Here is a 26278-nt window from a genome sequence, read left to right as displayed (position 1 = left end):
CCTGCGGGCGACGGTGGCTAACAAGCCGGACACCGGGGAGATCGCGTATAAGCGTGAAGACCATCGCGCGGGGAATGCCGGGTTGATCCGGCTGAACCTGTGGTGTCTGCCGCCTGCTTTTTCTTCTGCAGGCGGGCCATGGGTTGCGGCCAGCAGCCCGGCATTCCCCGCGCCCTCTGTATTTTCGGGGGCGAGACGACCGGACAAATTCGGGCGCGAACGCGCCGCGATGACGGTCGAACGCGTCCCCTGCCCTAATGTCCCTCACGCGCTGCGGCGCCCGCGTCACGCCTCGGCGGCTCGCCGTCCCGTGAAGCGTCGCCGGCTATCGCCCGACGGTATGGCGTGGAATGTTGGGGGTCGATTTGAGAGACGCCGGCCGCCTCGCGGCCGCGAACCTGGGAGACCGCCGATGTCCACAGCCTTCCTGCTGACCTCGCTGATCGTGGTCGCCTCGCCCGGCACCGGCGTGCTCTACACGCTCGCGGTGGCGCTGACGCGGGGATCGCGGATGAGCATCGCGGCGGCGTTCGGCTGCACGCTCGGCATCATCCCGGCGATGCTGGCGGCGATCGTCGGCCTCGCCGCCGTCCTGCACACCAGCGCGCTGGCCTTCGCCGCGCTGAAATGGTGTGGCGTCGCGTATCTCCTGTACATGGCTTGGCAGACGCTCGGCGAGCGCGGTGCGCTGGCGGTGGAGGCTACCGACGCGAAAGACGGGGCACGCTCGGCCGGACGCGTGGTGCTGACTGGCTTCCTGATCAACATCCTCAATCCAAAACTGTCGATCTTCTTCCTCGCCTTCCTGCCGCAGTTCATCGCCGCCGACGAGGCGCATCCGCTCGCCGCCATGCTGGAGCTGTCGGCGACGTTCATGGCGATGACGTTCGCCGTGTTCGTGGTCTACGGGCTGTTCGCGGCCGCGGTGCGCGATCGCGTCGTCAGCCGGCCCCGCGTGATGGCCTGGCTGCGCCGGGCGTTTGCGGGTGGATTTGCATTGCTCGGCGCAAGGCTGGCGCTGAGTGAGAGGTGAGGTGGTCGCGCTGGGGCGGAGCGGTCGCAAATGATGAGACACCCCTCAGCCACACGAAGTCGGTCAATTTGTTACTCGTCATGCCCGGGCTTGTCCCGCCTGCGCGGCCGAAGCCGCTTCGGCGCGGCGAAGGCCCGGGCATCCACGTCGTTCCAAGGACGCCGATCGACGTGGATGGCCGGGACAAGCCCGGCCATGACGGTGTGGTGGGAGTGCGCCACAAACCTGAAGCCGCGTACGCGACCGCACTCCGCCGATAGGCGTACCATCAAAAAGCGAAACCCGCCTGAAGCCATTGGCCTCAGACGGGTCTCATCAGTTCAGCTGGTCACCCGGCGGAAATCAGCCGAACTGGTTCATCGTATTGTGCGCGCCGCCGGCCTTCAGGGCCTTCTCGCCCGCAAAATACTCCTTGTGGTCGTCGCCGATGTCCGAGCCGGCCATGTTCTGGTGCTTGACGCAGGCGATGCCCTGGCGGATCTCGGCGCGCTGGACGTTCTTGACGTAGCCCAGCATGCCCTGCTCGCCGAAGTACTCCTTCGCGAGGTTGTCGGTCGACAGCGCGGCCGTGTGGTAGGTCGGCAAGGTGATGAGGTGGTGGAAGATGCCGGCGCGCTTGGCCGAGTCCGCCTGGAAGGTGCGGATGCGCTCGTCGGCTTCCTTCGCCAGCGGGGTGTCGTCGTACTCCGCCTTCATCAGTTCGGCACGGTTGTACTTGCTGACGTCCTGGCCCGCCTCCTTCATCGCGTCATAGACCTGCCAACGGAAGTTGAGGGTCCAGTTGAACGACGGCGAGTTGTTGTAGGCGAGCTTGGCGTTCGGGATCACCTTGCGGATGCGGTCGACCATCTTGGCGATCTGCTCGATATGCGGCTTCTCGGTCTCGATCCACAACAGGTCGGCGCCGTTCTGCAGCGAGGTGATGCAGTCGAGCACGCAACGGTCCTCGCCGGTGCCGGGACGGAACTGATAGAGGTTCGAGGGCAGCCGCTTCGGACGCATCATCTTGCCGTTCTGGTTGATGATGACGTCGCCGCTGCGCGCCGTCTCCGGCGTCACTTCCTCGCAATCGAGGAAGCTGTTGTACTGGTCGCCGAGGTCGCCCGGCTGGCTGGAGAAGGCGATCTGCTGCGTCAGGCCGGCGCCGAGCGAGTCGGTGCGGGTGACGACGATGCCGTCCTCGACGCCGAGCTCCAGGAAGGCGTGGCGGCAGGCGCGGATCTTGGCCAGGAAGACGTCATGCGGCACGGTGACCTTGCCATCCTGGTGGCCGCACTGCTTCTCGTCGGAGACCTGGTTCTCGATCTGCAGCGCGCAGGCGCCCGCCTCGATCATCTTCTTGGCGAGCAGATAGGTCGCCTCCGCATTGCCGAAGCCGGCGTCGATGTCGGCGATGACGGGGACGACGTGGGTCTGGAAGCCATCGATCTTGGCGATGATCTCGGTCTCCTTCGCCTTGTCGCCGGCCTTGCGGGCGGCGTCGAGCGTGCGGAAGAGATCGTTCAGCTCGCGCGAGTCGGCCTGGCGCAGGAAGGTGTAGAGCTCCTCGATCAGCGCGGGCACCGAGGTCTTCTCGTGCATCGACTGGTCCGGCAGCGGGCCGAACTCGGAGCGCAGCGCCGCGATCATCCAGCCGGACAGATAGAGGTAGCGGCGGTCGGTCTTGCCGAAATGCTTCTTGATCGAGATCAGCTTCTGCTGCGCGATGAAGCCGTGCCAGCAGCCGAGCGACTGGGTGTACTTCGTGCTGTCCTCATCATAGGCGGCCATGTCGGCGCGCATCACCGCGGCGGTGTAGCGGGCGACGTCGAGACCGGTCCTGAAGCGGTTCTGCAGGCGCATGCGCGCCACGGCCTCGGCGGTGACGCCGTTCCAGGTCGGGTTGGCCTCGAGCAGCGCACGCGCCGCCTCGACCTCGGCCTGGTAGGACGCGGAGCCTTGGAGAGCCTGGTCGTTCAGTCCACGCGGTTGGAAGTTCATGTCCGTGATCCCTTGGTTAAGGACAACCTGGGACCTGTTGTAAGCACGCGCGGCTGGCGGACCAGACATTGCGCGGAAAACTTGTCACACTTTACAAATCTCTCGTGTATAGCTGTAAGGAGATTACAGACGGGAGATGACCGGCCATGAGTACCGCCACGGCACGCTCGATCTTCATGGGCCCGCGCCTGCGCCGGCTCCGCCGCGAGCTCGGCCTGACCCAGGCCGACATGGCCGCAGACCTCGAAATATCAGCACCTTACGTCGCGCTTTTGGAGCGGAACCAGAGGCCTGTCACGGCCGACATGCTGCTGCGGCTGGCCCGGACCTACAAGATCGACCTCGCCGATCTCGCCGGCGACGGCGGCGCCGACCACACCGCGCGGATGCAGTCCGTCCTGAAGGATCCGATGTTCTCGGACATCGACATCCCGGCGCTGGAGATCTCCGACCTCGCCGTCAGCTATCCCGGCATGGCCGAGGCCTTCCTGCGGCTCTACACCGCCTATCGCGAGGAGCAGCTGGCGCTGGCCGAGCGTGCGCCTTCCATCTCCGGCGGCGCGCCGCTGCCCGAAGGCTTCGACGCCAACGATCCCGTGGCCGACGTCCGCCGCTTCCTCGCCGCCCGCCGCAACAACTTCGCCCAGCTCGACGAGGCCGCCGAGCGGCTGGCGCAGGCGGTGTTCCAGGGCTCGGCGACCGGCTCGCCCCAGGTCACCGCGAGCCCCGCAGGCTTCATCGAGCGCTTTCGGGAGAAGCACAAGCTCCAGGTCCGCTACATGCCGCCGAACGTGATGCTCGGCTCGCTCAGGCGGCTCGATCTGCACCGGCGGCAATTGCTGATCGAGGATTCGCTCGACAGCGCGAGCCTGAAGTTCGAACTGGCGCGGCAGCTCGCGTATCTCGAGCTGGACAACGAGATCGGTGCAGCACTGGAGGACGGCAAGTTCGCCAGCAAGACCGCCGAACTGCTGGCGCGCCGGGCGCTCGCGGCCTACGCGGCGGCAGCGATCATCATGCCCTACTCGATCTTCGCCAGAGCGGTCGATGCCAGGGCCTACGACCTCGAAGCGCTGGCGCGGCAGTTCGGCACCAGCTTCGAACAAACGGCGCATCGCGTCACGACCTTGCAGAAGCCGGGCGCCGAGAAGATTCCGTTCTTCCTGATCCGCGTCGATCCCGCCGGCAACGTCTCAAAACTGCTCGACGGCGCCGGCTTTCCGTTCGCGCGGCACGGCGGCGCCTGCCCGCTGTGGTCGGTGCACGGCATCTTCAAGACGCCGCGCCAGATCGTGACGCAATGGCTGGAGCTGCCGGACGGCCGCCGCTTCTTCTCGATCGCGCGCACCGTGACCGCCGGCGGCGGCTCCTATGGCGCGGTGCGCGTCGAGCGCGCGATTGCGGTCGGCTGCGCCGCCGAGCATGCCGGGCACCTGATCTACACCCGCGACGGCCATGGCCCCGACGCCAGCGCGCCGACGCCGATCGGCACCGCCTGCCGCGTCTGCCATAGGCCGAAATGCGCCGCCCGCTCGGCGCCGCCGATCGGCCGCGAGATCCTGCCCGACGATTTCAGGACGTCGTCGGTGCCGTTCGGCTTTTCGTCGGATTGAAAGAGCGTCTGTGACCGGTATGGCACACAAGCAGTCGAAAGGAGCACACCGGACGTCGCCAGCTGTCGATGAGTATCATTATACCGCTGTGAACTGTGTCCGATCATTACTGTTCATTGCTGGGACTGACGGTCTTTATCCGGCGCACGGTGCGCCCGGCCGTCGGCGAAGGCAGCGTCATGAACGAGCCGCAGCGTGGATTTTGGCCGGTGCTCGGCGGCCTCAGGTTTCTGTTGGCGATGTGGGTGCTGTTTGACCACACCTACAATTTCGGGCCGGCGGAGCGCGCCATTCCGGTGCTGACCAAGAGCGGCCTGATGGCGGTGATGTGCTTCTTCGTCATCTCCGGCTTCAGCATTCACCACTCGATCGCGACGCGGCCCGAGGGCTATCTGCGCCGCCGTGTCCTGCGGATCCTGCCGCTCAATGTGCTCGCGGTTCTGATCGGCTGGCTCGCCTGGTCGATGTTCGGCGCCGCCGGCGGCTACCTCGCGCCTGCCAAGCCGCCGACCGCGCTGCAGTTCATCGGCTGCATGCTGCTGCTCGAAGCCTTCCTGCCGATCATGATCTCCTTCCTGTACCCGGCCTGGTCGCTGTCGATCGAGGCGGTGTACTATCTGCTGGCGCCGCTGTTCAGAAAGCTCGAGGGCCGGCCGCACATTCCCGCGCTGATGATCGCCTCCGGGCTGTTCTTCGTTGCCTGGCCCCTGTTCCGCAACGAATACGTCGCCGGCCGCAACTCCTATTGGCTGACCGGCATCGTGATGCTGTGGGCCTGGCTGGCCGGCTGGGTGGCCTACCGGCAGCCACGCGACCGGCGCTATCTGGTGTGGCTCGGCCTCGCGGGGGTGGCCTCGGTCGCCACCCAGGCGAGGTTCTTCGACGTCCACAATTTCGGCTCCGCGGCCGTGAACTGCGTCGCCTGGATCGGCACGCTGGTCGTGGTGTTCCATCGCGTCGGCGATCTCGGCGGCCGCACCGCCGCCGTGCTCGACTATCTCGGCGAGCTCAGCTTCCCGCTCTATATCCTGCATTATCCGGTGCTGTTCGCGGTCACGGGCTCGCTGTTCAGGATCTATCCGAACCTGAACTGGGGCATCAGCCAGGTCGCCATTTCACTGGCCGCCGCGATGCTCGCTTATCATGTCGTCGACAAGCCGCTGCGGCTGTCGCGAGGGACCCGGCTCGCCGATCAGTTCGGCCGCTTGCGCTTGTGGGCGAACGGGTTCGCCTTCTCGCGCAGGGTGATGCGCACCGGCGTGCCCGGCAGCTCGAAGGTCTCGCGCATCGAGTTGACGAGGTAGCGGAGGTAGGATTGCGGGATGGCGTCGGCGCGCGAGCAGAACAGCACGAAGCTCGGCGGCCGCGCCTTGGTCTGGGTGATGTAGTTGAGCTTGAGGCGGCGGCCCGACACCGCCGGCGGCGGATTGTTGGCGATCGCGCCCTCGAACCAGCGATTCAGCGCGGCCGTCGGCACGCGCCGGTTCCAGACCGCGTAGGACTGGACGATGGCCTGCATCAGCCGGTCGATGCCCTCGCCCATCAGGCCGGACACCGCCACGATCGGCGCGCCCGCGACCTGCGGCAGCCAATGGTCGGCGTCCCTGCGCAGGGCTGCGATCTGGCCCGGCTGAGCCTCCATCAGGTCCCATTTGTTGACGGCGATGACCAGCGCCCGCCCCTCGCGCTCGATCAGGTCGGCGATGCGCAGATCCTGCTCCTCGAAGCGGTTCTGCGCATCCATCATCAGCACGACGACCTCGGCAAACCGCACCGCACGCAGCGCATCCGCCACCGAGAGCTTTTCCAGCTTCTCCTCGATGCGCGAGCGCCGCCGCAGGCCGGCGGTGTCGAAGATGCGGAAGCCGCGGCCCTTGTATTCGATCTCGACCGCGATCGAATCGCGTGTCGTCCCGGCCTCGGGGCTGGTCAGCAGCCGCTCCTCGCCGAGCAGATGGTTGATCAGGGTCGACTTGCCGGCATTGGGGCGCCCGACGATGGCAACGCGGATCGGGCGTGCCGCGCGCTCCTCGTCGGTTTCCTCATGCTCCTCGTCCTCGTCCTCGGTGGGCGGCACGAGCTTGCTGACGGCGTCGTAGAGCTCACCCATGCCCTCGCCATGCTCGGCCGAGATCTGAATCGGATCGCCGAGGCCGAGCGCATAGGATTCCATGGCGCCGAGCTCGCCATGCTTGCCCTCGCTCTTGTTGGCGAGCAGCAGCACCGGCTTGCCGGCGCGGCGGGCGAAATCGGCGAAGGCGCGATCGGCCGGCGTCAGGCCGATGCGGGCGTCGATGACGAAGAACAGCGCATCCGCAAGCGCGATCGCGGTCTCCGTCTGCTCCTGCATCCGCGCGGTCAGCGAGCCCTTCGGGCCCTCGTCGAGCCCGGCGGTGTCGATGATCGTGAAGCTGAGATCGTGCAGCTTCGCCTCGCCCTCGCGGCGGTCGCGGGTAACGCCGGGCATGTCGTCGACGAGCGCCAGCTTCTGCCCGACCAGGCGATTGAACAGGGTCGACTTGCCGACATTGGGCCGGCCGATGATGGCGATGGTGAAGGACATGATGATCCGTGCGCGTGAGCGCGCAGCTTTAGCGCATCCGGGCGTAAAACCGAAACCGCTGATCACGCGATCGGCGGACGGGCTTAACGGTTTAGCGGCTGAACGAGCCGCTCGGCACCGGCGCCGGGAATTGGCCGCCGGACTGGCGGACGGGCTGCTGCGCGGGCGCGGCCTCATCCGGCGGCGGCGCGGTGGTGCGGCGGCGGACGATCTTCTGCGGCTTCGGGGCCGGCGGAACGGCCGCCGCCCCCTCCTCGACCGCAGCCGCCTCGCCGTCCTGCGGATCGGCGGGGGACGGATTGTTGACGGCGGCCTGCCGGCCCTTGGCGCCCTTCTTGCCCTTGGGCTCCTCGGGCGCGGGTGGCGGCACAGCCGCCTGCGGCGCGCCGGGATCGGTCATCTGCTGCTGCTGGGCGCCCTTGTAGAGTTCCTTCGGGACACCCTGCTCGAGGCCGGGCACGCCTTCCGGGAAGACCGGCTTGCGGTCGCCCGGCAGCTTCTTCTTCGTGTCGAGGAAATCGAGCATGTCCGAGGGATCGAAGCTGCCGCCGCTGGCGCAGCCGCCGAGAACGCCCGTGAGCGCGGCGAGGACGGTCAGAGCGATGAGGCGTTGTGGGCGGCGCATGGTCGTCATTTTCCGATCAAATTCAGTTTCGCCGCCGCGTCACCCGCGATCGGCTCAGCTCCTGAGTCAGCTCTTGGCGACGGCAGGCAGCAGAGCTTGCAGCGCTTCGGCGCGCGAGCGCAGGCCCGGCGGGGTCTCACCATCCAGCGCAATCATGTCGAGCCATTGACGGGCCGCGGCGGCATCGTTGGCCTTCCACGCCGACAGGGCCAGGAGCTCGCGGGAGGCGTGACGGAACGGCGCGCCGGCCGCAGCCTCGCTCTCGAGCCGCTGCTTGATGTCCGCATAGGGGGCGGTGTCGACCAGGAGGCCGGCGGCGCGCAGGCGCGCCATCGATTGCTGCTCGGCGCCGATGCTGCGGTCGGCGGCGAGCTCATCATAGAGCTTCACCGCAGCGGCCTTGTCGCGCACCGCGGCCTCGGCCGCCTGATGGAAGCGCGCCAGCATGCGGTATCCCGATGGGGCCGCGGCAGCGACATCGGCGAAGGCCTTTTCGGCCTCGGCGTGCTTGTTCTGCTCGGAGAGCTCGATGGCCTTGTTGAAGCCCACGCCGGCCTCGGCGGCCTTCTGGGCCTCCATATATTGGTAAGCGCGCCAGCCACCGACGCCCGCAATGATCAGCACCGCGATCGCGATGATCAAGATCGAGTAGCGGTCCCACAGCTTCTTGAGCTGTTCCCGACGGACCTCCTCGTCTACCTCATCAATGAATTCAGACACTTAGTGACATCCCGTCAGGTTCGCTGCCAGATCGCGCGAACGAATGTTGAAGTGCCGCGCGAGCCGCCCTTTGCCCGCACGCCGGCGCCGATACCGTATCGGTATGGCGGTGGCAAGGCGAGTCCAGCCGAATCAAGGCGTTACTCCCGGCTTCCGCCACAACGACCGGACGCGGCTATCACGCCGTCAACGACTCGCGCAACTGCCGTTTCATCACCTTGCCGTTGGCGTTGCGGGGCAACGGGTCCGCCGTCACGGTCAGGGTCTCCGGGACCTTATAGTCGGACAGCCGCTCGCGACACCAGCTGCGCAGGGCCTCGGCGCTCACCGGCGAGCGCGTCACGACCACGGCGTGGACCCGCTCGCCCAGCACCGGGCACGGCCGGGCAACTATCGCGCTCTCGACCACGGCCGGATGGGCGGCGAGCACCGACTCGACCTCGGCCGAGTAGATCTTCAGCCCGCCGCGATTGATCATGTCCTTCTGGCGGTCGAACACCCGGACGAAATCGTCGGCATCGATCGAGCCGAGGTCGCCGGAGTGCCAGTAGCCGGCGGTGAAGCTCTCGGCGGTGGCCTCGGGCCGGTTCCAATAGCCCTTGATGACCTGCCCGCCGCCGATCCAGATCTCCCCGATCTCGCCGCGCGGCAGCTCCCGCCCCTGCGCATCCATCACAAGGATGCTGGCGCCCGGGCACGGCAGGCCGACGCTGTCGATGTGACGTGCGGTCAGAGCCGGCGGCATCAGGGTCGAGGGCGAGGTGGTCTCGGTCGATCCATAGGCATTGACCAGCCGCAGACCGGGGATCTTCGCCGCCAGCTTCTCGATGGTCGCAACCGGCATCGGCGCGCCGCCGAAGCCGCCGATGCGCCAGGACGACAGATCATGGCTGTCGAAATCGGACTGCATCAGGCAGAGATTGTACATCGCGGGAACCATGACCGTGTAGGTCACGCGCTCGCGCGCGGCGAGCTTGAGATACTCGCCGGCCTTGAACTCCGGCATGATGATCAGGGTGCCGGCGCAGCGCGCCATGCTGGTGACGTTGGCGACGACGCCGGTGACGTGACCGAGCGGCACCGCGGCGATCGAGCGGTCGGCCGGCGTCAACCCGAGGCAGTCTTCGTAGACCATCGAGGAGTGGACGATGTTGCAATGCGCGAGCATCGCCCCTTTGGGCCGACCGGTGGTACCGGAGGTGTAGAGGATCATCGCGGTGTCCTCTTCGGCGACGTCCTCCTCCGCCGCGAGCGGCGCGCGGTCAGCAAGCCGTGCAAGCTCGGATCGGCCGATGTCGTCATCGACGGCAATCCGATGCAGCAGATCAGGAACGTCGGCAGCGTCCGGCAGCCGCTCGGCGAGCGAGGCCTCGTGCAGCAGAAGCTTGGCGCCGCAATCCTTCAGCACATAGGCGATTTCCGGCTTCTGCTGGCGGGTCGAGAGCAGGACGGTGATGAGACCGAGTTGGGCCGCTGCGAACAGCGACAGCACGAATTCGATGCGGTTGCCGAGCAGGAGAGCGATCCGGTCGCCGCGTCGCAGTCCCTTGTCGCGCAACAGCGCGGCGATCCGGCCCGATTGGGGCACCACGTCTCGCCACTTCAAGCGCCAGTCGCCGCAAACCAGCGCCTCGCCGTCGCCATTGCGCGCCGCCGCCTCCCTGACCATCGCCCAGATGCTCGCCGGACGCTCCGCGAACAGCGGCACCACGCGGTCGCCGAAACGCTGCTCCCAGCGCATCGGTCTGATGGCGGCATGTTGCGACCACTCCATCGGATCGCCTCCCCTGAATTATTCTTGTCGGTTGCCGAATTGTTCCGGTCATGTGCGCCGCTCGATGTTCGAGCGACGCTGAATTGTGCGGCAGAAAGCGTCCGCCGAGAACCGCTAATTGCCGATGACGGGAATGCCGAGCACGACCGGATGGAACGCGAAGGCCAGCGCAGCATAGACGATGATGCCGACCACCACCGCGATGACGTCGTTGCCGACGCCGCCGACGGGGATCGGCGGCCCACCAGCATCGGCGCGGCGCTTCAGCGAGATGCGATCGAACACCGCCCATGCCAAAATCGAGCCGAACAGGATCATGCCGCCGAGGTCGCCATTGCTGAGCAGATGGCCGAACGCCCACAGCTTCACGCCGGCCAGCATCGGATGTTTCAGCGTCGTGTAGATGCGGCCGCGGATGTAGGCGGCGACGATCATGATGACCGCCGGCAGCATCAAGGCGAGATTGATGTGCTTGAGCGCCTTCGGCGGCGTCCACACTTGGATCCAGCCGCCGTTGTTGCGGTACTGCGCGAAGCCCCAGACGATCAGCACGAGACCGGCGAGCGCAACGACCGTGTAGGCGAGCTTGTAGGGCGCCTCGCCCAGCTTCGCGATGACCTGCGCCCGCGCCTCGCGCCGGGTCGTGAACACGTGGGCGCCGAGAAACAGCACCAGCCCCACCACCATCACCAGAAGTCCCACGGCGTCCCTCTCCTGTGCACGCAACCTGTGGGAACTGGGTATCATTTTCGGGGGCAGCGTCGCAACGTGGCCTTGTGCCAACCTGCCGCCGACCGACGGCTATCGCTGCTCGGACGTCTTGTTCAGATCGCGATTGTCGACATAGCGGATCGCGATTGGCCGGCCGGCCAGGGCGCCGCCGAGGCCCGACGTGAACTTCAGCGGCAGGCAGGCCTCCAGCGAGGCATTGATCGCCTTCAGGTAGATCGCCCGGGTGTCGGCCGGGGCGCTCGGGCTCGCGAAGGTCACGCGCGGCGGGGCGACCATGTCGCCGGTCCGTTTGAAGCTGAAGCGCACCGTCATCTGCATCCCTGCGCGGGCGTCGTCCTCTGCCGGCGGCGTCCAGCAGGAGCGAAGTGCGCCGAACAGATCAGCGATCGTGTCGAGATCGTGGTCCGGCTTCTGATACTTGGCCAGTTGGTCCGTGGCGGGCCGGGTCTCGATGGTCAGCTGCAGGTTCTGGCCATAGGGATAGTTCATCTCGGGGATGCACGGCCAGGGCCCGTAGACGCTGCAGAACGACGGCGTGCACGGCCGCTCGTCGAGCACGCTGCACGGCGTGTGCGCGAACGGCACGGGGTTGATCTGGCGGCGGCGCGCGTCGGCGGTGACCGGAGCGGCCACCATCAGCAGGACGAGCATGACGATACGCAGCATGGAGTCTCTCGAGAAAGGGACGAACGCAAAGCTGGGCGCGACCACGACATCCGCAAGCTCAATCCCGTTCACGTCTGCGCGTTCCGCGTCGCGAACGGCCCTCGACCATGCCCGCGGAACTCGGCTAGAACACGGCAGGACACGACAACAACAACGGACGCAACGATGAGCCGCCCCGGCGAGACCGTGATCAACGTCATCAACCCGAACATGACCGCGACGATGACCGATCTGATCGCGCAGGCGGCGCAGGCCAGCGCCAGCCCGTCCACGCGGATCGTCGGCCGCACCGCGCGGTTCGGCGCCGCCTCGATCGAGGGCCACTATGACGAGGCCATCGCGGCCGTCGGCATGCTCAAGGAGGTCGAGGCCGGCGACGCAGAAGGTTGCCACGCCCATGTGATCGCCTGCTTCGGCGATCCCGGCCTGCTCGCCGCACGCGAATTGTCGGCGGTGCCGGTGCTCGGCATCGCGGAAGCGGCGATGCACGCAGCGAGCTTCGTCGCCACCCATTTCAGCATCGTCACGACGTTGTCGCGCACCAAGGTGATCGCCGAGCATCTCGTGCGCAATTACGGCATGGAGCATCACTGCCGCAAGGTGCGCGCGGTCGACGTCGCCGTGCTCGATCTCGACAAGCCGGAAGCGAATGTGCGCGGCACGCTGCTCGGCGAGTGCCGGGCAGCGCTGCGCGAGGATGGCATCGGCGCCATCGTGCTCGGCTGCGCCGGAATGGCCGATCTCGCGCACGATCTGTCGACCGAGCTCGGCATTCCCGTCATTGACGGCGTCGCCGCCGCGGTGCGCTTCGCCGAGGCGCTGGTCGGATTGGGCTTGAAGACATCGAAGCATGGCGATCTCGCATTTCCGCTGCCAAAGGCGCGAACGACGATTTGAGGTGTCGTAGCCGGGCTCGCGATGGCCTGCCCATCCGGGGAGTTCCGAAACGCCGTCCGAGGCTCCACATTGGCTTCAACCAATGGAGCCATCGATGTCCGATCTCTCTGCCCTGTCCGCGCTGTCGTCAGCGCTCTCCACAGCGGCCGCCGCTGCTGCGCCGTCGCTCGTCTCGGTCCATTCGCACCGCTCGCGAGCCTCCGGCTTCATCTGGAAGCCCGGCCTCGTGATCACGGCCGACGAGGCGCTGGCCGACGAAGGCGAGGTGTCACTCGCATTCGCTGACGGTACGACGCGCGCTGCAACCATCGCCGGGCGCGATCACACCACCGACATCGCCCTGCTTCGCTTCGACGGTCAGGACGCGTCGGCTGCGCTGCTCACAAACGACGTCCCGCCGCTCGGGTCGCTCGCCGTCATCACGGCCGCCGACCAGGGCACGCCGGTCGCGGCACTCGCGCTCGTGTCGAAATCCGCCGGCCCCTGGCGCAGCCTGCGCGGCGGCGACATCGAGGCGAGGGTCGAACTCGACACCCGCTTGCGCCACAGCTCCGAAGGCGGGCTCGTGCTCGACGCGCAGGGACGCGCGATCGGGATGGCCGTACGCGGGCCGCGCCGCACGCTCGTCATTCCCGCCGCGACCATCGCCCGGGTGGCCGGCAAGCTCGAGACCCACGGCCGTATCGCGCGCGGCTATCTCGGCGCCGGGCTGCAGCCGGTCAGGCTCGATGACGGCTTGGGCGCAATGGTGATGAGCGTCGACAAGACGGGTCCGGCCGCCGTCGCCGGACTGCGCCAGGGCGATATCATCACCGCACTCAACAACCAGCCATTCAGAGGCATGCGCGCGCTGATGCGCGAACTCGGCCCGGATAGCGTCGGCGCCGTGGTCGAGGTGGCGGCGCTGCGCAGTGGCGAGCCGTTGCAGGTGGCGCTGACCATCGGCGAGCGACCCGCGTGAGCGCGGACGAACCCGCGCCGATCACGATCGCCATCAGGGTCGACGATGCCGAGCTGGCCGACCGGCTGGCGGCGCTGCTCGGCGGCGTCGCCGGACTGCGGCTGGTCGCATCGGGCGAAAACGCCGAGGTGGAGGTCACGCGCAACAGCGGGGACGCAGGCGACCGCCCGGCGCCTGACGGTGCCGCAAGCGACGCGTTTCAGCTCACCGCGCGCGAGCGCGACGTGCTGGCGCTGATGGCCGAGGGCTGCTCGAACAAGGAGATCGCGCGCAGCCTCGGCATCTCCGTGCACACCGCAAAATTCCACGTCGGCTCGCTGCTCGACAAGCTCGATGCCACGGGCCGGACCGATGCGGTGGCGCATGCGGCACGGCGCGGGATCATCGAGCTTTAGGATGATCTCTCCGCACCGTCATTCCGGGGCGCCCGCAGGGCGAACCCGGAATCCATCGGGCGACAGGGCGAGAGGGTGAATGGATTCCGGGTTCATCGCTGCGCGATGCCCCGGAATGACGACGGAGTGTCGGGCGGCTACGCCTTCTTCTTCACGTCCTTGACGTTGGAGAACACGATGCCCTCGGCGCGCTCCTTGGTGTAGCCGAGATAGAACTCGTTCTTGGCCAGGAACACCGGATCGCCATCGACGTCGTCGGCGACGCCGGAATTGTTGGAGGCGATGAACGCTTCCAGCTTCTTCTTGTCGTCGCAGGAGATCCAGCGCGCCAGCGAGAACTCGGAAATCTCGAACTCGACGGGGAGCGAGTATTCCGCATCGAGCCGCGCCTTGAGCACGTCAAGCTGCAGCGGACCGACGACGCCGACCAGCGCCGGCGCGCCGTCGCGCGGGCGGAACACCTGCACGACGCCCTCCTCCGACATCTGCTGCAAGGCTTCCTTCAGCTTCTTCGCCTTCATCGCGTCCGTGAGCCGGACGCGGCGGACGATTTCCGGGGCGAAGCTCGGCACGCCGACGAAGGTGAGATCCTCGCCCTCGGTCAGCGTGTCGCCGATGCGAAGCGAGCCGTGATTGGGAATGCCGACGACGTCGCCGGCAAAGGCTTCGTCCGCGACCGAGCGGTCCTGGGCGAAGAAGAATTGCGGGCTCGACAGCGGCATGGTCTTGCCGGTGCGCACCAGCTTCGCCTTCATGCCGCGGTTGAGCTTGCCCGAGCACAGACGCGCGAAGGCGATGCGGTCGCGATGGTTCGGGTCCATGTTCGCCTGGATCTTGAACACGAAGGCGCTCATGCGCGGCTCGGCGGCGTCGACCTTGCGCAGGTTCGACTCCTGCGCGCGCGGCGACGGCGCATAGCGGCCGAGGCCTTCGAGCAGATCGCCGACGCCGAAATTGCGCAGCGCGCTGCCGAAATAGACGGGGGTGAGATGGCCCTCGCGGAAGGCGTCGAGGTCGAACGGCTTGCAGGCTTCCTTGACCAGCTCCAGCTCGTCGGTGATCTGGCCGATGTCGAGATTGGCGTTGAGCTTGCCGAGTTCGGAAATTGCGATCTGCTGCGCCGCGCCGGTCTTGGCGCCGCCGCCTTCGAGCAGGCGCACGCCGCCGTCGCGAACATCATAGGTGCCGATGAAGTCGCGGCCGCGGCCGACCGGCCAGGTCATCGGCGTGGTGTCGAGCGCCAGTGTCTTCTCGATCTCGTCCAAGAGATCGAACGTGTCGCGGCTCTCGCGGTCCATCTTGTTGATGAAGGTGATGATCGGGATGTCGCGCAGGCGGCAGACCTCGAACAGCTTTCGCGTCCGCGCCTCGATGCCCTTGGCGGCGTCGATCACCATGACGGCGGAGTCGACCGCGGTCAGCGTACGGTAGGTGTCCTCGCTGAAGTCCTCGTGGCCCGGCGTGTCCAGCAGGTTGAAGACGAGGCCTTCGAACTCGAAGGTCATCACCGAGGTCACGACCGAGATGCCGCGCTCGCGCTCGATCTTCATCCAGTCCGAACGGGTGTTGCGGCGCTCGCCCTTGGCCTTGACCTGGCCGGCGAGGTTGATGGCGCCGCCGAACAGCAGCAGTTTCTCCGTCAGCGTGGTCTTGCCGGCGTCCGGATGCGAGATGATGGCAAAGGTGCGCCGGCGCGCGACCTCGTCGGACAAGGCGGTGCGGGCGGGCTGTTCGGTCGTGACGGTGGTGTCGGACATGAGGCGGCAGGCGTCGTTTCGGGCCAGAGAACGGGCGATGTGTCGGGAGACGCGCGGGCTCACGGCCGCCGCGCGCCCTCCATATAGGCGTTTTGCACCGCAACTCCAACCGGGGAGTTCATCCCCTGCCCGCCCCGGATCAGTGCCGGAGCACCGACACCAGCCAGAAGGTCAGCGCCGAGACGATCGCGGAGGCCGGGATCGTGAAGATCCAGGCGTAGACGATCGATCCGGCGACGTTCCAGCGCACCGCCGAGGCGCGGCGGGCGGCGCCCACGCCGACGATGGCGCCGGTGATGGTGTGGGTGGTCGAGACGGGCACGCCGAGGAAAGTGGCCAGGAACAAGGTGATCGCACCGCCGGTCTCGGCGCAGAAGCCCTGCATCGGGTTCAGCTTGGTGATGCGCAGGCCCATGGTGCGGACGATCCGCCAGCCGCCCATCAGGGTGCCCAACGCCATCGCCGCCTGGCACGACAACACCACCCAGAACGGCACCGTGAACTGCTCGCCGAGATGGCCCTGCGAGTACAGCAGCACCGCGATGATGCCCATGGTCTTCTGCGCGTCATTGCCGCCATGGCCGAGCGAGTACAGCGAGGCGGAGGCGAATTGCAGGATGCGGAAGGCGCGGTCGACGGCGAACGGCGTCGATCGCACCGAGGCCCAGGACACGATCGCCACCAGGATCATCGCCAGCAGCAGTCCGACGAGGGGCGACAGCACGATGGCGAGGATCGTCTTCGACAATCCGCTCCAGACGGCGGCCGAGATGCCGGCCTTGGCGATCCCTGCCCCGACCAGCCCGCCGATCAGCGCGTGCGAGCTCGACGAGGGAATGCCGGCGGCCCAGGTGACGAGGTTCCAGACGATGGCGCCGACCAGCGCGGCAAAGATCACCTGTGCGTCGACGATCGCGGGATCGATGATGCCGGTGCCGATGGTCTGCGCAACGTGCAGGCCGAACACCGTGAAGGCAACGAAGTTGAAGAATGCGGCCCAGAACACCGCATATTGCGGCCTGAGCACCCGGGTCGAGACGATGGTCGCGATCGAGTTGGCGGCGTCGTGCAGGCCGTTCAGAAAATCGAAGGCGAGTGCGACGCCGATGAGGCCGACCAGGATCGGAAGGCCGAGATGAGCATCCACGGCGCGCGCCCCTAGACCTGTTCGATCATGATCGAATTGATCTCGTTGGCGACGTCGTCGAAGCGGTCCGCGACCTTCTCCAGATGGTCGTAGATTTCGGCGCCGACGATGAAGTCCATGGTGTTGGCGTTGCGGTGCTTGAGGAACAGCTCCTTCAGGCCGATGTCGTGGAGATCGTCGACGCGCCCCTCGAGCTTGGTCATCTCCTCGGTGATCGCGGTGATCATCGGCACGTTCTGGCCGATCGCCTGCAGCAGCGGCAGCGCCTTGCCGATCAGATTGGCGCATTCGACCAGCAAAGTGCCCATCTCGCGCATGGTCGGCTCGAACTCCTTCACCTCGAACAGCACCACGGCCTTGGCCGTCTGCTGCATCTGGTCGATGGCGTCGTCCATCGAGGTGATCAGGTTCTTGATGTCGCCGCGGTCGAACGGGGTGATGAAGGTGCGGCGGACGGCGGTCAGCACCTCGCGGGTGATGTTGTCGGCCTCGTTCTCGAATTGGCTGACGCGCTGGCAATGAACGAGAATGTCGTCGCCGCCCTGCAGCATGTCCTGCAGCGCATGCGCGCCCTGGATCACCACCTTGTTGTGGCGGGTGAACAAATCGAAAAACCGCTCCTCCCGCGGGAGGACGGCGCGAAACCAGTGCAACATGGGACGAGGTCCATCGATTCTGGAACGGGCCAGGGCCGGCCCGTCACAGAACTGTCATATCCCGGATCTCGCCGCAGCAGAAGCGGCGGCCGGATCATCCACCGCTTTCTGCCATCTCGCAGGAATTTCCAGCAAATCAATGACTTAGAGGGAACGCTTGAACAGATGGGCGAGTTCCCCGATCACGCCGCGGCGGAAGGTCAGCACACAGGCGACGAAGATGCCGCCCTGGATGACCTTCACCCACTGACCGAAGCCGGCCAGATATTGCTCCATACCCACGATCACGAACGCGCCGACGACGGGGCCGAACACGGTTCCGAGGCCGCCGACCAGGGTCATAAGCACGATCTGACCCGACATCGCCACTTCGACGTCGGTCAGCGAGGCGTTCTGTGCAACGAACACCTTCAACGCGCCGGCCAGCCCGGCCAGCGTCCCCGACAGGATGAAGGCGAGCAACTTGTACTGGTCGGTCTTGTAGCCAAGCGAGATCGCACGCTGCTCGTTCTCACGGATCGACTTCAGCACCTCGCCGAACGGCGAGTTGATGGTGCGAAAGATCAGCAGGAAGCCGCCCAGGAAACCCACCAGCACGACGTAATAGAGCACCGTCGGCTTGGACAGATCCAGGATGCCGAACATCCGGCCCTGAGGAATGCCCTGGATGCCGTCCTCACCATGGGTGAAAGGCACCTGCAGATAGATGAAGTACAGCAGCTGCGACAGCGCCAAAGTGATCATCGCGAAATAGATGCCCTGGCGGCGGATCGAGATGTATCCCGCGACGACCGAGAGGACGAATGATCCGGCCACGCCGACCAGGATGCCGAGCTCCGGCGGCAGGCCCCAGACCTTGAGTGCGTGCGCGCTGCAATAGCCGGCGGTGCCGAGGAACATCGCGTGACCGAACGACAGCAGGCCGCCATAGCCGATCAGCAGGTTGAAGGCGCAGGCGAGCAGTGCGAAGCACAGCGCCTGCATGACGAAGAACGGGTAGAGCCCCGTCCAGGGCACGATGGCAAGCAGCGCCGCCATGATGACGAACACGATCATCTCGTCGCGCATCGCGCGCGGGGTGATCGGCAGGGTCGCGTCGGTGATCGATGTCATGTCAGGCCGCCCGTCCGGTCAGACCCGTCGGCTTCACCAGCAGCACCAGGACCATCAGAACGAAGACCACGGTGTTGGAAGCCTCGGGATAGAAATATTTGGTCAGTCCCTCGATCACGCCGAGAGCAAAGCCGGTGATGATGGAGCCCATGATCGAGCCCATGCCGCCGATCACCACCACCGCGAACACGACGATGATCATGTTCTCGCCCATCAGCGGACGGACCTGGTTGATCGGCGCCGACAGCACGCCCGCGAGTGCGGCAAGCCCGACACCGAGACCGTAGGTGAGCGTGATCATGCGCGGCACGTTGATGCCGAACGCCCGCACCAATGTCGGGTTCTCCGTGGCGGCGCGCAGATAGGCCCCGAGCCGGGTCCGCTCGATCAGGAACCAGGTCGCCAGACACACGACAAGGGAGAAGATGACGACCCAGCCGCGATAGACCGGCAGATACATGAACCCGAGATTCATGCCGCCGCGGAGCTGTTCGGGAATCGCATAAGGCAGGCCGGACGAGCCGAAGAAGTTCTGGAACACGCCCTGGATGATCAGCGCCAGACCGAAGGTCAGCAGCAGGCCGTAGAGATGATCGAGCCCGGCCAGCCATTGCAGCATGGTGCGCTCGAGGACCATGCCGAAGATGCCGACGATGATCGGCGCCAGCAGCAGCGCCCACCAATAGCCGATGCCGCCGAGGTTCAGCAGGAAATAGGCGCAGAACGCGCCCATCATATAGAGCGCGCCATGGGCGAAGTTGATGATGTTGAGCATGCCGAAGATGACGGCAAGCCCGAGACTGAGCAGCGCGTAGAACGAGCCGTTGATCAGTCCAACCAGAAGCTGTGCGTAGAGGGCCTGCATCGTCTTGTTCTATTTTCTCTCGGCGTTTCCTAAAGACAGCGGTGCCGGCGGGGTCAGCCGCCGAGACCGCAGCGGTTCACTTCTTCAACAAGGCGCACGCGCTCTTGTCGAGCGGCGTGAAGGCCTGGTCGCCCGGCACCGAGCCGACCAGCTTGTAGAGATCCCACGGGCCCTTGGACTCCGAGGGCTTCTTCACCTCGAACAGATAGGCGGTGTGGATGGTGCGGCCGTTGGGCTGGATCTCGCCCTTGCCGAACAGCGCATCCTCGGTCGGCATCGACTTCATCTTGTCGACGATCTTGATGCCGTCATGCGGATTCTCGCCGAGCGCGTCCAGCGCCTTGAAGTAATGCGACAGGCCTGCATAGACGCCGGCCTGCACCATCGTCGGCGGCGCGCCGTTCTTCATCCGCTTGGCGAAGCGATCGGAGAACGCGCGGGTCTGATCGTTCATGTCCCAGTAGAAGGTCTCGGTGAAGTTGAGGCCTTGCGCGATGTCGAGCCCGATCGACTTGACGTCGGTGAGGAACAAGAGCAGCGCCGCGAGCTTCTGGCCGCCCTTGGTGAGGCCGAACTCGGCCGCCTGCTTGATCGAATTGGTGGTGTCGCCGCCGGCATTGGCAAGACCGATGACCTTGGCGTTCGACGACTGCGCCTGCAGCAGGAAGGACGAGAAGTCGGAGGTGTTGAGCGGATGCTTGACGCCGCCGATCACCTTGCCGCCATTGGCAGTCACCACCGCCGTCGTATCGCGCTCCAGCGCCGCGCCGAAGGCATAGTCCGCCGTCAGGAAGAACCAGCTCGTGCCGCCCGCCTTGACCAGCGCCTGGCCGGTGGTGTGCGCGAGCATGTAGGTATCGTAGGTCCAGTGCACCGTGTTCGGCGAGCATTGCGCATTGGTGAGGTCGGACGTGGCCGCGCCCGAATTGATATAGACGCCGTTCTTCTCCTTGACGACGTTGTTCACCGCCAGCGCCACGCCGGAGTTGGGCACGTCGACGACGACGTCGACCTTCTCCACGTCGAACCACTGCCGCGCGATCGAGGTGCCGATGTCGGGCTTGTTCTGGTGATCACCGGAGATCACATCGATCTTCCAGCCCTTGGCGGTGAGGCCGGAATCCTCGATCGCCATCTGCGCCGCGAGGGTCGAGCCGGGGCCGCCGAGGTCCGAGTACAGACCGGACTGATCGGACAGCGCGCCGATCTTGACGGTCTTGTCTCCGGCCGAGGCGATGCCGCCGGCCGCGAGAGTGAGCGCCGTACCCAGCAGCAAGGACGCGATGATTCTGCTCTGCATTTCCAACTTTCCAAAATTCCCAAGAAACAGTCGCGGCGCCTGTCAAACGCCGAGATAAGTATGCAACTTGTCCATGTTGGCGGACAGATCGGCATTGGCGAATCCGTCGATGACCTTGCCGTGCTCGACGACGTAGTAACGGTCCGCGACCGTCGAGGCGAAGCGGAAGTTCTGCTCGACCAGGAGGATCGTGAAGCCCTCCTTCTTCAGCCGCGCGATGGTGTGTCCGATCTGCTGGATGATGACCGGCGCGAGGCCTTCGGTCGGCTCGTCCAGCATCAGGAAGCTGGCGCCGGTGCGCAGGATGCGCGCGATCGCCAGCATCTGCTGTTCACCGCCGGACAGCTTGGTGCCCTGGCTCTTCAAGCGCTCCTTCAGGTTCGGAAACAGCTCGAAGATCTGGTCGAGCGTCAGCCCGCCCGGCCGCACCACCGGCGGCAGCAGCAGGTTCTCGCGCACGTCGAGGCTTGCGAAGATGCCGCGCTCCTCCGGGCATAGTGCGATGCCGAGCCGCGCGATCCGGTCGGAGGTCATGCGGATCAGCTGCTGGCCGTTGAACTGAACCGAGCCGGTGCGTTTGCCGATGATCCCCATGATCGACTTCAGGGTCGTGGTCTTGCCGGCGCCGTTGCGCCCGAGCAGGGTGACCACCTCGCCGGCATTCACGTTGAAGTTCATGCCGTGGAGAATGTGGGATTCGCCGTACCAGCTCTCGAGATTCTTGACGTCGAGAATGGTGCTGGTGGCAGCCGCCTGTCCTGGGGTCGTGGCCGTCATCACCTCAGGCATGTCCGGCTCCCAGATAGGCTTCCTTGACGCGCTCGTCCTTGGAGAGCTCCGAATATGGACCTTCCGTCAGCACCTGCCCGCGCGTCAGCACGGTAATGGTGTCGGAGAGGTTGGCGACGACGCTGAGATTATGTTCGACCATCAGGATCGTGTACTTGGCCGAGATCCGCTTGATCAGGGCCGCGATCTTGTCGATGTCCTCGTGGCCCATGCCGGCCATCGGCTCGTCCAGCAGCATCATCTCCGGATCGAGCGCCAAGGTCGTCGCAATCTCCAGCGCGCGCTTGCGCCCATAGGGCATTTCGACTGCCGGAATATTGGCGAACTCGCTGAGGCCGACGTCGTTGAGCAGCTCCAGCGCCCGACCGTTGAATCGGTTCAGCACGCTCTTGGAGCGCCAGAAGTCGAATGACGAGCCATGCTGCCGCTGCAGGGCGACGCGAACGTTCTCCAGCGCGGTCATGTGCGGAAACACCGCCGAGATCTGGAACGAACGAACCAGGCCGAGGCGCGCCACGTCGGCCGGCGCCACGGCTGTAATGTCCTGCCCCTTATAGAGAATCGTGCCGGCGGAGGGCCGCAGGAACTTGGTCAGCAGGTTGAAGCACGTCGTCTTGCCGGCCCCGTTCGGGCCGATCAGCGCGTGAATGGTGCCCCGGCGAATTTTGAGCGAAACATCGCGAACGGCAAAGAACCCCGCGAACTCCTTCGTCAATCCGTGGGTCTCGAGAATGAACTCGTCAGCCAAACAGATTCCCCCCGCGCCGGCGCGTCGCGCGCCTGGCCCTCGCTTCTCTTCCTGTAAGGCGGCTCTGCCGGATGGCTGGACGATTCCCGTCGCCACCCGCGGCCGCTTCGCGCCGGAATATGCCGTCAACCGAGGGAGTTAGGCAAGGCGGAAAGCTGGGCAACGGCGTCGCAAGCCGGCCGATTGACCTTGCGTTGCGCGGGATCTGTAATTCCCGCGTACATAGAACCGGGCATCGCGCCGTCGAATGGACCGGGCGGGAGCCTGCGGGCACGCCGACGGCCGTTCGTCGGCGCAGCCGAAAGTTGCTCGCCGCTGCTGCGCTGCTACTTCGCTGTCCTCACCTCCTTGGCGTAGAGGTCAGGCTTGAAGCCCACCACCCGCTTGCCGCCAAGGTCCAGAACCGGCCGCTTGATCATCGACGGCTGCGCCAGCATCAGCGCGATCGCCTTGCTCCTGGTCAGGCCTTCCTTGTCGGCCTCCGGCAATTTCTTGAACGTGGTGCCGGCGCGATTGAGCAGCAGCTCCCAGCCGACCTCCTCGCTCCATGATTCGAGCCTGGCCTTGTCGATGCCTGCGGTCTTGTAGTCGTGGAAGTCGTAGGCCACGCCGTGATCGTCGAGCCAGGCACGCGCCTTCTTCATCGTGTCGCAGTTCTTGATTCCGTAGATCGTGATGCTCATGCCACGCGTCCTCAACCAATCGTGTCCGACCACGGCGCTTGTCTCATGTTGCGACAATCGGCCCCGCATTTTGCAGTGCGATTCACTCGCTTTTGATGCGGCAGCCGCGGTCCGTTCCGCAGTCGGAATTCACTCCGAGCTTTGCCACGAAAGTGTCGGCTGAGCATTACATTTTCTTCGCATCCCCGGCGTATCTGGCCCACGAACAGGAGACCGCGAATGGGCAAGATCATGGTCCGTTGTCCGCAGACCGGCCGCAGCATCGAGACAGGGATGGAAATGGATGCCGAGCGCTTTCAGCGCATGCCCGTGTTCTTCTCCCGCGCCTACTGCCCCCACTGCCGCACCTACCATGAATGGTTCGCCGCCCACGCCTGGGTCGAAGAGACACGCGACCGCGAGCGCGTTGCGGTGGCGTGATTGCACCCGCAATAACGCATGCCACGCGCGCCGCAGCGACGGACGCGAGATCAAGATAGCAACGCAGCAATATCGTCCTCGGTGAGCGCCTTGCCGATATTGCCTTGGTTGTCGAACAACCGGTCGGCGATCGCCTGCTTGCGCAGCTTCAGCTCTCCGATCTTCTCCTCGATCGTGCCGGCGGTCACCAGCCGATAGACGAAGACCTTCTTGTCCTGACCGATGCGGTGAGCACGGTCGATCGCCTGCGCCTCGACGGGCTGATCCTCGGCCGTAATATCGCGTCGTCCTGCTGACCTGGGGATATTTCCCAGGCGAGCCGCGCGGTCAGTAGTTCACTCGTCCTTCGGATCGCTCTTCAGTGGCTTATCGGAATCACCCGGCATCAGGCAGGGATAGAGTTCGGTGAACTCGAATTCGGTTCCGTCGGCGCCGCGATCGAACTTTAGCACCACATCGAAGCGCTTGCCCGGCCAATGGGTCGGCAACTGGTCGGCGTTGCTGACTGGCAGCCGCGGCAGGATGTCGGAGATGATCGCCTTGTGCTCCCACGCGACCAGGAAGACGCCCGACAGCGGCAGCAAGGCGTCAACCAGCGCCGCCTCCTGCCCCTTTGTGAACGACATATCCGGTTTGGCGAGCCCTAATCGGGCGGCCAGTTCAAGCACCGTCTCATAGGGTCGCCGGCTCGGATCGGAGCCATCCCTGGTGCTATCGGGATCGGCGGCGTAGATCGCCTGCGGCGTCGGATAGGTCGTGCCGCCCAATCCGCTGCCGAACAGCGCCGTCCATGCCCCTGCCCGTTCCCAGCCGAAAATCACGAGCGACTTCGAATCCGGCTTGCCTGTGTGGGTCAGGCCAGGGCCCGTGGTGTCACCGTCCGGCTTTTCGGCATGGCGAATGATCAGGAGCGTGAGCGCGTTCATGGCTTCCTCCGCGTGCTGCCCGCCGGGCCGTCAAGAGAAGCGCGTCCAGCATCGACAGGCGACCGTCGGCAGCGCAGATTACCGCACGCGACACGTCCGCTGTATGAACCCGATCACAACCTGCGACGACGCCCTCAGTGAGCGGGGCGCGGCGCCCGGCGGCCGCCAGCCTCCGCGGCCGGCATCAACGGCTGGCCGATCCAGGCGCGGTTGAGCAGCCGGGTGAATGGCGGACAGGCCTGTCCGCTGATGCGCGCCATCGCCTCCTGATAGGGGCCGACCGTGCGCAATCGCACCGGCAGCAATCCATAGACGCGCGGCAGCCAGATCCGGGCACGCGCGGCACTGCGGCGGTCGCGCTCATCATATGGCAGCGCGAATGCCAGCCGCAGCCGCTCCGGCAGCATCTCCGCGGTCAGTGCGGTGAACCAGCGCGGCGGCCCGATCGAGGTCGCCTCGCCCGAGAAGATGCGCTGGGCGATGTCGCGCGCGGCCGCGCTGACCGTTAACGTCTCCGATTCCATCATCGCGGCCGTGTAGGCCTTGAAGGACGCCCAGTCCGGCGGCAGCTCGTCGCGTGGAATGCCGAACAGGCCGGCGAAGCGCATGGCGTCGCGCCAATATTGCTCGCGCTCGTCCGCGCTGAGCGGCGGACACAGCAGGCCGTAGGACATCATGGCCGTCTCGACCAGCGTGGCGTGCACCCAGCGCAGCGCGTCGACATCGTTGGCGCGATAGCGCGAGCCCGCCGCGAACGGCCCGGCCGTCTCCGTCATCACGCCGTCGACCGCGGCGTGACGCCGGTACAGCCGACGCGCCACCGCGATCGCCTGGTCACGCGTGCCGAACACCATGGTGTAGACGATGCCGAAGGTGCGATGGAAACGGCCGAGCGGATCGGCGAACACCTTCGACTGCTCGGCAATGCCGGCCGCGACCCAGGGATGGGCGAGCTGCAGCAGCAGCGCGCGTCCCGCTCCGAGAAACAACGCCGCCTCGCGATGCACGCGCCACATCACGCTGTCCGGGCCGAGCACGCCGTCGCCTGTCACGGCGGGGGCCGACAGCACCTCGTCGAGACAGCGCTGGAAATCGGCCTCGCTGACGATCACGGCCGTTTGGGGATCTCCAGCCCGCGCTGCACCGCCGGCCGCGCCAGGCCACGTTCGAGCCAGGCCGGGACCTGCTTCAGTTCATCGAAGGCGACCAGCTCGCGCGCGCCATAGAAGCCGATCAGATTGCGGACCCAACCGAGCGTGGCGATGTCGGCGATGGTGTAGTCGTCCTCCATGATCCACTGCCGGCCGTCGAGCCGCGCCTCGAGCACCGAGAGCAGCCGCCTGCTCTCGGCGACGTAGCGCTGCAGCGGCCGCTTGTCTTCGTACTCACGGCCGGCGAATTTGTGGAAGAAGCCGAGCTGGCCGAACATCGGCCCGATGCCGCCCATCTGGAAGTGCAGCCATTGGATGGTCTGCCAGCGCCGCGCCGGATCCGTGGGGAGGAATTTCCCGGTCTTCTCGGCCAGATATTGCAGGATCGCGCCGGACTCGAACAGGCCGAGCGGCTTGCCGCCGGGCCCATCTGGATCGACGATCGCCGGGATCTTGCCGTTCGGATTGAGCGACAGAAACTCCGGCGTCTTCTGGTCGTCCGTGCCGAAATTGATCGTGTGCGGCTCGTAAGCCAGCCCGGTCTCCTCCAGCATGATCGAGACCTTCACGCCGTTGGGCGTCGGCAGCGAGTAGAGCTGGATGCGGTCGGGATGCCGCGCCGGCCAGCGCGTGGTGATCGGGAAGCTGGAGAGGTCGGACATCAGGGCTTGCTCGCGCGTTGCGGTTGGGCCTCAATCTAAGTCCATCCCGAGCCGCTGCAAGATGCCGTGAGGAACCGGCCGCGTGTCCGGGGCCTTAGGTGG

26 protein-coding genes and 1 pseudogene are annotated in these 26278 nt (G+C 66.1%); 7 read left to right on the top strand and 20 right to left on the bottom strand.

Going from position 1 to position 26278, the window contains the following annotated elements; all coding sequences use genetic code 11:
- Positions 1–412 precede the first annotated feature (412 nt).
- Positions 413–1033 (top strand): LysE family translocator, encoded by a 621-nt coding sequence (locus tag QXZ94_RS08545; protein WP_315720042.1) that lies wholly within the window; start codon positions 413–415, stop codon positions 1031–1033.
- Between the two features lie 342 nt (positions 1034–1375).
- Here QXZ94_RS08545 and QXZ94_RS08540 read toward each other — a convergent pair whose 3' ends face one another.
- Complete coding sequence (locus tag QXZ94_RS08540) at positions 1376–3013, bottom strand: isocitrate lyase (protein WP_315720041.1); 1638 nt, start codon at positions 3011–3013, stop codon at positions 1376–1378.
- Positions 3014–3159: 146 nt separating this feature from the next.
- Between QXZ94_RS08540 and QXZ94_RS08535 the strand changes: the two genes are divergently transcribed.
- Both QXZ94_RS08535 and QXZ94_RS08530 read left to right on the top strand, forming a co-directional pair.
- A complete protein-coding gene (locus QXZ94_RS08535) occupies positions 3160–4626 on the top strand; it encodes a short-chain fatty acyl-CoA regulator family protein (protein WP_315720040.1) in 1467 nt (488 codons plus the stop codon).
- Positions 4627–4805: 179 nt separating this feature from the next.
- Entirely contained in the window at positions 4806–5930 is a 1125-nt protein-coding gene (locus tag QXZ94_RS08530; protein WP_315720039.1) for an acyltransferase, read from the top strand.
- Here QXZ94_RS08530 and der read toward each other — a convergent pair.
- From der to QXZ94_RS08500, 6 genes are all read right to left on the bottom strand, one after another.
- Positions 5819–7189: a ribosome biogenesis GTPase Der gene (der, locus tag QXZ94_RS08525; protein WP_315720038.1), complete on the bottom strand. Its 1371-nt coding sequence runs from the start codon at positions 7187–7189 to the stop codon at positions 5819–5821. The two genes, QXZ94_RS08530 and der, sit on opposite strands and share 112 nt — an antisense overlap.
- A 91-nt stretch (positions 7190–7280) precedes the next feature.
- Positions 7281–7814: a hypothetical protein gene (locus tag QXZ94_RS08520; protein WP_315720037.1), complete on the bottom strand. Its 534-nt coding sequence runs from the start codon at positions 7812–7814 to the stop codon at positions 7281–7283.
- Positions 7815–7880: 66 nt separating this feature from the next.
- Positions 7881–8534 (bottom strand): tetratricopeptide repeat protein, encoded by a 654-nt coding sequence (locus QXZ94_RS08515; protein WP_315720036.1) that lies wholly within the window; start codon positions 8532–8534, stop codon positions 7881–7883.
- A 178-nt stretch (positions 8535–8712) separates the two neighbouring features.
- Positions 8713–10308, bottom strand: coding sequence for a class I adenylate-forming enzyme family protein (locus QXZ94_RS08510; RefSeq protein WP_315720035.1), 1596 nt, complete (start codon positions 10306–10308; stop codon positions 8713–8715).
- A gap of 114 nt (positions 10309–10422) precedes the next feature.
- A complete protein-coding gene (locus QXZ94_RS08505; protein ID WP_315720034.1) occupies positions 10423–11010 on the bottom strand; it encodes an NnrU family protein in 588 nt (195 codons plus the stop codon).
- Between the two features lie 99 nt (positions 11011–11109).
- The gene (locus QXZ94_RS08500) at positions 11110–11706 is read right to left on the bottom strand and encodes a hypothetical protein (protein WP_315720033.1); all 597 of its coding nucleotides are present in this window, start codon (positions 11704–11706) and stop codon (positions 11110–11112) included.
- A 165-nt stretch (positions 11707–11871) separates the two neighbouring features.
- On the opposite strand from QXZ94_RS08500, the gene QXZ94_RS08495 reads away from it, so the two are divergent.
- The 3 genes from QXZ94_RS08495 (at position 11872) to QXZ94_RS08485 (ending at position 13959) form a co-directional block, all read left to right on the top strand.
- Positions 11872–12603, top strand: coding sequence for an aspartate/glutamate racemase family protein (locus QXZ94_RS08495; RefSeq protein WP_172185721.1), 732 nt, complete (start codon positions 11872–11874; stop codon positions 12601–12603).
- 94 nt (positions 12604–12697) lie between these two features.
- The gene (locus QXZ94_RS08490) at positions 12698–13564 is read left to right on the top strand and encodes a S1C family serine protease (protein ID WP_315720032.1); all 867 of its coding nucleotides are present in this window, start codon (positions 12698–12700) and stop codon (positions 13562–13564) included.
- A complete protein-coding gene (locus QXZ94_RS08485; protein WP_315720031.1) occupies positions 13561–13959 on the top strand; it encodes a response regulator transcription factor in 399 nt (132 codons plus the stop codon). The genes QXZ94_RS08490 and QXZ94_RS08485 overlap by 4 nt, the downstream gene beginning before the upstream one ends.
- 137 nt (positions 13960–14096) lie before the next feature.
- On the opposite strand, the gene QXZ94_RS08480 is transcribed toward QXZ94_RS08485, so the two are convergent.
- The 9 genes from QXZ94_RS08480 to QXZ94_RS08440 form a co-directional block, all read right to left on the bottom strand.
- On the bottom strand, positions 14097–15716 hold the full coding sequence (locus QXZ94_RS08480) for a peptide chain release factor 3 (RefSeq protein WP_315720030.1): 1620 nt from the start codon (positions 15714–15716) through the stop codon (positions 14097–14099).
- Between the two features lie 139 nt (positions 15717–15855).
- Complete coding sequence (locus tag QXZ94_RS08475; RefSeq protein WP_315720029.1) at positions 15856–16863, bottom strand: inorganic phosphate transporter; 1008 nt, start codon at positions 16861–16863, stop codon at positions 15856–15858.
- Positions 16864–16874: 11 nt separating this feature from the next.
- The gene (locus QXZ94_RS08470) at positions 16875–17519 is read right to left on the bottom strand and encodes a DUF47 domain-containing protein (protein ID WP_172109042.1); all 645 of its coding nucleotides are present in this window, start codon (positions 17517–17519) and stop codon (positions 16875–16877) included.
- 144 nt (positions 17520–17663) lie between these two features.
- Positions 17664–18632, bottom strand: coding sequence for a branched-chain amino acid ABC transporter permease (locus tag QXZ94_RS08465; RefSeq protein ID WP_172109044.1), 969 nt, complete (start codon positions 18630–18632; stop codon positions 17664–17666).
- Between the two features lies 1 nt (position 18633).
- A complete protein-coding gene (locus tag QXZ94_RS08460) occupies positions 18634–19497 on the bottom strand; it encodes a branched-chain amino acid ABC transporter permease (RefSeq protein WP_315720028.1) in 864 nt (287 codons plus the stop codon).
- Positions 19498–19573: 76 nt separating this feature from the next.
- Complete coding sequence (locus tag QXZ94_RS08455) at positions 19574–20797, bottom strand: ABC transporter substrate-binding protein (protein ID WP_315720027.1); 1224 nt, start codon at positions 20795–20797, stop codon at positions 19574–19576.
- A 42-nt stretch (positions 20798–20839) separates the two neighbouring features.
- Complete coding sequence (locus QXZ94_RS08450; protein ID WP_315720026.1) at positions 20840–21586, bottom strand: ABC transporter ATP-binding protein; 747 nt, start codon at positions 21584–21586, stop codon at positions 20840–20842.
- The gene (locus QXZ94_RS08445) at positions 21579–22334 is read right to left on the bottom strand and encodes an ABC transporter ATP-binding protein (protein ID WP_315720025.1); all 756 of its coding nucleotides are present in this window, start codon (positions 22332–22334) and stop codon (positions 21579–21581) included. The genes QXZ94_RS08450 and QXZ94_RS08445 overlap by 8 nt, the downstream gene beginning before the upstream one ends.
- A gap of 326 nt (positions 22335–22660) precedes the next feature.
- The gene (locus QXZ94_RS08440; RefSeq protein ID WP_315720024.1) at positions 22661–23017 is read right to left on the bottom strand and encodes an ArsC family reductase; all 357 of its coding nucleotides are present in this window, start codon (positions 23015–23017) and stop codon (positions 22661–22663) included.
- A gap of 219 nt (positions 23018–23236) precedes the next feature.
- Here QXZ94_RS08440 and QXZ94_RS08435 point away from each other — a divergent pair, with 219 nt between their 5' ends.
- On the top strand, positions 23237–23437 hold the full coding sequence (locus QXZ94_RS08435) for a hypothetical protein (protein WP_172185135.1): 201 nt from the start codon (positions 23237–23239) through the stop codon (positions 23435–23437).
- Between the two features lie 50 nt (positions 23438–23487).
- Here the strand turns inward: QXZ94_RS08435 and QXZ94_RS08430 are convergent.
- The 4 genes and pseudogenes from QXZ94_RS08430 to QXZ94_RS08415 all read right to left on the bottom strand — a co-directional run.
- Positions 23488–23694 (bottom strand): annotated as a pseudogene (locus tag QXZ94_RS08430) (hypothetical protein); the annotation flags it as partial.
- A gap of 78 nt (positions 23695–23772) precedes the next feature.
- Positions 23773–24363 (bottom strand): histidine phosphatase family protein, encoded by a 591-nt coding sequence (locus QXZ94_RS08425; RefSeq protein ID WP_315720023.1) that lies wholly within the window; start codon positions 24361–24363, stop codon positions 23773–23775.
- A 134-nt stretch (positions 24364–24497) separates the two neighbouring features.
- Positions 24498–25475, bottom strand: a complete 978-nt coding sequence (locus QXZ94_RS08420) for an oxygenase MpaB family protein (RefSeq protein WP_315720022.1) — start codon at positions 25473–25475, stop codon at positions 24498–24500.
- The gene (locus QXZ94_RS08415) at positions 25472–26176 is read right to left on the bottom strand and encodes a glutathione S-transferase N-terminal domain-containing protein (protein WP_315720021.1); all 705 of its coding nucleotides are present in this window, start codon (positions 26174–26176) and stop codon (positions 25472–25474) included. Before QXZ94_RS08415 ends, QXZ94_RS08420 begins: the two co-directional genes overlap by 4 nt.
- Between the last annotated feature and the right edge of the window lie 102 nt (positions 26177–26278).

The sequence above is a fragment of the Bradyrhizobium sp. SZCCHNS2022 genome (assembly GCF_032377575.1).
Taxonomy (GTDB): Bacteria; Pseudomonadota; Alphaproteobacteria; order Rhizobiales; family Xanthobacteraceae; genus Bradyrhizobium; species Bradyrhizobium aeschynomenes.
The sequence above is the reverse complement of the archived record's forward strand: the minus strand, read 5'-3'. Positions and strand labels throughout refer to the sequence as shown.